This is a genomic window from Aquaspirillum serpens DSM 68, from assembly GCF_000420525.1.
Lineage (GTDB): Bacteria > Pseudomonadota > Gammaproteobacteria > Burkholderiales > Aquaspirillaceae > Aquaspirillum > Aquaspirillum serpens.
Window position 1 is genome coordinate 1 of sequence record NZ_ATVC01000089.1, and the last position, 7,239, is coordinate 7,239.

Genomic DNA, 7,239 nt, shown 5'->3' on the forward strand with positions numbered 1-7,239 from the left:
GCACAGCCCAGCATAACCCAGCTTCTTCTCGCCATTCTCGTAGCGTTCTTTCTGCAACGCCAGCGCCTTGTTGAATACGAACCGGCACGAGCCAGCGAAGCGGCGCATCTGCCGCTCCTGATGGCCGTCTGGCACCAGTTCGTATTTGAAGGCTTGAAGTCGTTGCATGAATCAATGATACTTTGGTCTATGAGAGATGACAACGATATTAGGCGCAGTCGGCACTGCGTGTTCAAGATGCACGTCCATTTGGTCTTTGTGGCGAAGTATCGCCGCAATGTGTTCGACGGCTACGCCGTCCGCGCTATCCTTCCCCGCCCTGAACGGCGGGGCTTGTCGCGCACAGGGTCAAGAAATTGGCAAGAGTACTACATTCACACCAAACAGACCTGATCCCCAACCATCGTTGGGTGGTAGTACTCAACCAGAGGTAGAAGATGCACAGGGCAGCGACAGATTACGCGAGCTCATGACTACTAGACAAACCACTGGCACAGTTATTCCTAGAAGTCCTCCTGCTATTGGAAGAAATGAGGACGGTACGATCTACCTTATCGAAGACCCTAATCCTAATCCACTGAGTACTGCCATCAGCAACGCGATGTCTTTGTTTAATCAAATGCGCTAAGTTAGATGCACTGTGTAGTTAGACTATGCACACCAAAGGCCAGTGTTATGCTGGCCTTTGTTTTTGTCTGTTGAGGGAGTTTGGTCACCCAACATTCAAACTCAATCCGCACTTTCTACCAGCTTTGCGCTGCTGGGGTCGTACACATAGCGGGTGATACTGCCGTCTTGGATACGGGCAACGGCTTCATCAATCACAAATAGCGGTACTAAAAACCACTCTTGCGGCTGTACGGGATGGCCGAATCGGTCTTGGATCGTGATGTTCAAACGTGCCGAGGCAAATAATCGATGGAAGACGTTTTCCATTTTTGTTCGGTTAATGCCTGCCAGCTTATACGTTGCCACCACCTCCACCTTTGCCAACAAATAAGTTGCCTCACGTTCAGCATTCGCAATTCGCGCTTCCACCTTACCGCCGGTTACCCCAATTTTATGAATCAGCTCGCGATGTTGTGCCACATACGGTTCATCTGACAGCGAACGCAACACATAAATTGTCCCACTGGCTAAATCATCGTCGTCCCAAGTCTCATTAAATAATGGGCCCATATCAGGGTCGGTAATCCGGCGGCTGGCTTCGTCTTTATAGAGTGCCCGCACAAGCGACAAGCGCAGCAAATTACTTTCCGTCCCATTCGAAAAAATCACCCGTAAACGGGCATCTTTTTTCCCCTGAGGAGAATCAAATTCTTCGCCTTCCTCAGCAACATACGCCGTCTGCCCCCCCAAAATAAACCACTGACCAATCTCAATCGTAGCATTTTTACCAAACGGCAACGTAAGGCGGACGCCAGATTTAAGCTCACTTTGCACTTGCTTAAACTGTGCCTGAAAAACATCAAAATCTTCACACCGCTTGCGGTCGGCAATTTCATCACTGACACGTTTTTCAGCACTGGTACGGACGTGGCGCAACACCGTAATATCATCAGCGCGTTCAACACCGGCTAATTCAGCAGCCAACTCATCAAGATTGATTTCATCATCTTCTATCGGTGCCGTTGCGGTGAGCAAACCTTGATGATCTAACGGTTCGAGTACCGCCCGACAATCGGCCAACTCACGCAAACGGTCGAGGCGCACCGCATACAGCCGTTCAAAAATATCGCGATCTTCGCCATGTTGTGGGGCGCGGCCATGTTTTTCTGCAAAGCGTTGTATTTCCTCAAAACCGGCAATAATCCGTTCCTCATACGCCGACCGCCCGCTTTTTTTCTCTGGTGGCGCAAAGTCGGCGAGATCTGCCGCCAGTGCATCTAAATCATCATCACTCATAACGTCCCTCTGCCTTAAAGCGCATAAAAGCCGATGCTCCTTCTGCCATACGCCGTTCCCATGCGTCCTGAGCATCAAGCGATGGCAAGCGTTTGCGTTCCTTCTTAAATTGGCTGGCACGCTTGGCAAGTTCTTTTGCTTCTTCCGGTGTAATGGCGGTTCGTTTAGCAGAAATCACCGCCGCCACCTGTTTCAAACTCTCTTCACTCATCGTTCTGGCGAGGATGGCGTAGGCTTCGCCAAACGGATTGATTCGGTCGATTAAATCAATATCCAACTCGCGCACATCCATCGCAAATCGGCGTACCCCATCAATCAACGCCGTATTAAGCGATGGCTCGGCGTCGTTCCTTGCTTGTTCATTGATAATTTGTTCGTTTAACAGCCGTTTAGCCTGTTGTGTGAAATTCAACGCTGCAACCGCATGTTGTCGCACCGCTTCTTGGTCCTCGGCATCGAGTTCTGGATATTTATCTTTAATAATTCTGCCCATACGAACCTGTGTCAGTTCCTCCGGCACCAGCTCTTCATCAAACAAACCGCGTTCAAGCGTAGATTTATCCTGCACAAATGCCGCAATCACTTCGTTAAGATCTTCTTGGCAAATCCGCGTTGCTTCTTTGCTTTTTGGCTCAATCAGCCCCTTAATTTCTATTTGATAAGTGCCGGTTTGTTCATTCACCCCGACATTGCAACGCTCTGGGTGATAGCCTTCCTCACCATAATCAAAACCTTCTGCTGGGCCACTGTCGGTGTGTTTTGGTTTGAATTCAAAACGAGGGGCAAGCACTTGCTCCATGAGCAAACTGGCGGCGATGGCTTTTAATGTGTCGTTAATTGCCTCGGTAACCGCTTGTTCATTGGCATCGGGCTCGGCAATTAAGTTGGTGAATTTTGCGCGGGTTTTTCCGGGGGCATCACGAGTTGCACGCCCGATAATTTGCACAATCTCGGTCAAACTGGCGCGATAACCGACGGTAAGCGCATGTTCACACCAAATCCAATCAAACCCTTCTTTTGCCATCCCCAACGCAATAATGATATCCACATGATCGCGGTTATTTTTGTGGGTGGGATTTTTTAACGCGGTGGAAACCCGTTCACGTTTTGCCACATCATCATCGACCAAATCGGCAATCCGCAATACCTGTCCATCAGGGCGTTTAACAAGCTGAAAACCCGTTTCGCTATCAATCCCCTGCCACTCACCCAACATTTCAATGATGTGTTCAACCTCGCGCATTTTGTCTTTCGTACTCTCACGCGAATTGACATTAGGAATGTGGATAATGGTTTTTTCATTGGGGATGAGGACATTCAAAATATCGTCAACATACGGGCCGTTGTAGAAAAAATAGCCGATGTCGAGATGTTTCAAATGTTCATAGCCATTGAGTTGTTCATAGTAGGTATAAGTTACCGTATCGAACTTGGCTTCATCCGATGGTGCTAACACAGCCTCAGCATCGCCTCGGAAATACGAGCCAGTCATGGCAACGATATGTGTTTTGCCACGCGCAATAAATTGGCCGAGGTGGGCGCCTAGTTTGTTATCGGGGTTGGCAGAAACGTGGTGGAATTCATCAACTGCAATTAAGCAGTTATCGAAGGCTTCAATGCCATATTGATCAACAGCAAAGCGAAATGTGGCGTGGGTGCAGACTAGGACTTTGTCGGTGCTATCGAGAAAAGCCGCTACCGATTTCACCTTGCCGCCGTTGTCGTTCCCAGGTGCATTGCACAGGTTCCATTTTGGTTCAACCTGCCAATCTGCCCAAAAGCCATATTTTGAGAGGGGCTCATTGTTGAAGCTAGAACCAATAGATTTTTCGGGAACGACGATGATGGCTTGTTTTAGGTTTTGGTTATGAATTTTGTCTAGGGCAATGAACATTAAGGCACGGCTTTTGCCAGAGGCCGGCGGCGATTTGATAAGTAGATATTGTTCGCCGCGTTTTTCATAGGCGCGTTCTTGCATCGGGCGCATGCCGAGGGCGTTGGCTTTGGTTGATACGCCGTTGTGTTGGTAGGTCATTGAGACGCAAGGCACAGATTTGATTTTTTCGCTCATAAGATGGTTCTTTATTGACGTTTTTTGGTTTTGGTTGGTGCTGCGGTTGCGGTCATTTTGGTATAGAGGTCGAACAGTTTTTCTAGGCGTTCGGTGTCGTTTTTAAACCGGCGGCCAATGTAGATGCGTTCTAATACTTCGTCGTTGCGTTCATGGGCTGCGCGTAGGTCGGCAGGCATGTTGTCGGGGTCGTAGAGGTCGGCGATGGTGGCGGGGAAGTGGCGTTCTCGTGTGAGTAGGATTTCTTCGGCGCAGCGTGTTAGGTCGGCTTTGTTTTTTTCGGTAAGCGTTGGCACAGGAAAGGTATTCCAGCCGAGGGTGTTGGAGTAGGAAAAATCTGTTCTCATACGAACACAGACAGTGCCAATCCACACCCAGTGCAGCCGTGAGACAATCACTGAAAAACTCCATAACGGAGCGTCGTATAAGGCAAATGCCTTCTCTTGTATTACGCTATCAGGCTCCAACACTCCAGCAGGTAAGTACGGACGGTTTTCAGAACTAACACGAGGAACAATGACAGAATGAGACTGTCCCAGTATCTGTTCGCGGAACCTCCAAGGAGTCGTTGCAAGCTTCTGGGCACTAGCATCTCTGGTTGCAGCACGCCTAGCCTGCACAACGGTATCGATACGGCGTGCGATTTCAGGAATACGACTTGCAGCATCGACTTCACTATCTTTGATCCATAAGCAGGCACGCGGTGAAGCATCGATGAATTCCTTAGAACCATAGAAATTACGAATGTAAGATACCGCATCCGGAGATGTTGCTACGAGCTGCCGAGCCTCGGTTTGCGACATAATCAGTGCTGAGCCGTAGTAGGGATGATTACCAAATTGCATTGGTGGTAATCCGTTGAGAGGTATTGAAGCTGACTTTACTTCGACATCAGGAGCAGCAACCAAATAAGCATTGATATTTTGCACTGTCTTACATTCGACAGTCTGCTCCTGTCCTTCTTCGCGTAAAGAATACAAGCGACATGCCATATCTAATATCGAAGAAATGCCGACTATAACCACAGTGACACCAGCATTATGACTAGCAAGGTTAGCCCACTTAAACGATGTATGAGCAAATATAATGTGGAGTCCTAGCCGGAAGATTTCTGGCCATAGAATAGGTACCTGTTGACCTTGACAGATAGAGTTAGTAGCTACGAATGCCACCATTGTACGAGTATTACACCCATAATCAGCTGCTTTGAGAAACCAACCTGCTACATAATCTAAAGATTTCCAATTTTTTACTCGTTTATCAAATAGATTGCCCAAATCAGATTTTTGTTCGTCACTCTGCCACTTACTACCTAAATACGGCGGATTGCCACAAATATAGGTTTCTCCACCTTCATTCTCAAAACTAATCTCAGATTGATCTAACGGTGTTTCAAAAAGATCATCCGCATGAAGTTTTACAGCCGTCCCAGCCGGTGGACAAATACTCAACCAATCAAGCCGCAACGCATTCCCACAAATAATCCAATTCTCATTACTCAACGGCAAAAAATCAGCCAACGCCAACTTCTGCCCCCGATACAACACATCACACTGATAATCCGCAATAATCAACGCCAAACGCGCAATCTCCGCTGGAAAATCACGCAACTCAATCCCCCTAAAATTCGTTAACGGAATCTCAGACGCACGCTCCGCCTCACCACGCCGCCGGTTAATCTCCGCCTCAATCGCTCGCATCTCCTTATAAGCAATCACCAAAAAATTACCCGAACCACAAGCCGGATCAAAAACCCGAATCCTCGCCATCCGCTTACGCAAATTCAACAACATACGCGGATTATTTCCCGCCTCGTCTAACTTCGCCCGCAAATCATCCAAAAACAACGGATTCAACACCTTAAGAATATTCGGCACACTGGTATAGTGCATCCCCAATGCCCCGCGCTCCTCATCATCCGCAACCGCCTGAATCATCGAACCAAAAATATCAGGGTTAATCTTCGTCCAATCCAAACCACCCACATGCAACAAATAAGATCGCGCAATCTTACTAAATCGCGGCACCTCGGTATTACCAGAAAACAAACCACCATTTACATAAGGAAAATCATCCGTATTCGCCCAACGCGGAATATTCGCCGCCGTACGCTCTTCTCGCCGAATATTCATCACACGGAACAATGTCGAAATAACCTCGTGCGTATTCGACGAATCAGCCGCACTCATCCGCGAAATTGTCTCTGTAAATTTTCCCTTTCCGCCAAAAATATCCGTATCTTCGGCAAAAAAACAAAAAATCAGCCGCGCCATAAAATGATTCATATCATGCCGACGCTCTGCCGTTCCCCATTCGGGGTTATCTTTTAACAGCTCGACATACAAACGATTTAAGCGACTGGTGGCGCGGATATCAAATGCGTTTTCACTAATTTGCCGAACGGTACTAATTCCAGCCAACGGCAAAAAGAAACCAAAATGATCAGGAAAATCCCGAAACGCACAAGCAACCGTCTCACCACTGGTTAAATCTTCCGCTTCAAAATCAGCACCATCGGTTGCCAGAACAAACCGCGCTTTAGCACGAACCGTCGCAGGGCTATTTTTCAGCATCCCAAGCGTTTCGGTTACCAAACCCACATCACAAGTCAAAATATGAATGTTGTTGGTTTGCAGCACACCACCTACATCAGACTTATTCGATGCCCCAGCACGCAAGCGTTTAATCGTGGTGGATTTGTTACCAAAAGCCTCAAGAAAGGCATAGGGAAACTCTGCAGCATCAAAAGGTTGCGCCGCGAGTTCTGTAATAGCTTGATCGATTTCTACTGCGTTCATGTTTAGCCTCGGCTATGGCAACAAACCACAGCACAATTCATTCTTTCCAAAGTTGATGACAGCCACACCAGCAAATTGAGAGGGCAAGGGTTGCGCGAGGCTACAAAAAAACCACGCAACACCGCAAACACAATTTTTCACCACATACAAAATCGCAAATATGGCGAAATCCCGCTGGCAACGGCTTTTCGCGGAAAAAGAGAATAACAGCTCAACCCACACCACGCCCGACAAACGCAAAAAAGCCCGCAGACGCGGGCTCGGGGAGGAGGATTTTTTGGGGGGTTAACCGGAGTTAGGATCTGTTATTTTTTAGTAGTAGGGTGGATAAACGCAGTGCATCCACCCAAAACAATCATTGAGCAACCAAATTAAAAATGATGGGCACAAAATCGGTGCCCACACTACCGGCGGATGCGCTGTGCTTATCTGCCCTACAAGGTTGCCTTAAACAATCAGGTGAAT

The 7,239-nt window shown here is 47.9% G+C and carries 4 protein-coding genes and 1 pseudogene; 1 reads left to right on the forward strand and 4 read right to left on the reverse strand.

Features of this window, described 5'->3' with window-relative positions; translation table 11 throughout:
* A partial coding sequence (locus tag G465_RS16580; protein WP_155846565.1) for a helix-turn-helix domain-containing protein occupies positions 1–168 on the reverse strand: 168 nt, incomplete at its 3' end.
* A 21-nt stretch (positions 169–189) separates the two neighbouring features.
* Here G465_RS16580 and G465_RS15225 point away from each other — a divergent pair.
* Positions 190–309: pseudogene (locus G465_RS15225) on the forward strand (IS200/IS605 family transposase); the annotation flags it as partial.
* Positions 310–729: 420 nt separating this feature from the next.
* Here G465_RS15225 and G465_RS0112235 read toward each other — a convergent pair.
* The 3 genes from G465_RS0112235 to G465_RS0112245 are packed head-to-tail and all read right to left on the reverse strand — an operon-like array spanning position 730 to position 6,774.
* A complete protein-coding gene (locus G465_RS0112235) occupies positions 730–1,905 on the reverse strand; it encodes a GIY-YIG nuclease family protein (RefSeq protein WP_022654734.1) in 1,176 nt (391 codons plus the stop codon).
* On the reverse strand, positions 1,898–3,976 hold the full coding sequence (locus G465_RS0112240; RefSeq protein WP_022654735.1) for a DEAD/DEAH box helicase: 2,079 nt from the start codon (positions 3,974–3,976) through the stop codon (positions 1,898–1,900). Before G465_RS0112240 ends, G465_RS0112235 begins: the two co-directional genes overlap by 8 nt.
* An 11-nt stretch (positions 3,977–3,987) precedes the next feature.
* The gene (locus G465_RS0112245; protein WP_022654736.1) at positions 3,988–6,774 is read right to left on the reverse strand and encodes a class I SAM-dependent DNA methyltransferase; all 2,787 of its coding nucleotides are present in this window, start codon (positions 6,772–6,774) and stop codon (positions 3,988–3,990) included.
* Between the last annotated feature and the right edge of the window lie 465 nt (positions 6,775–7,239).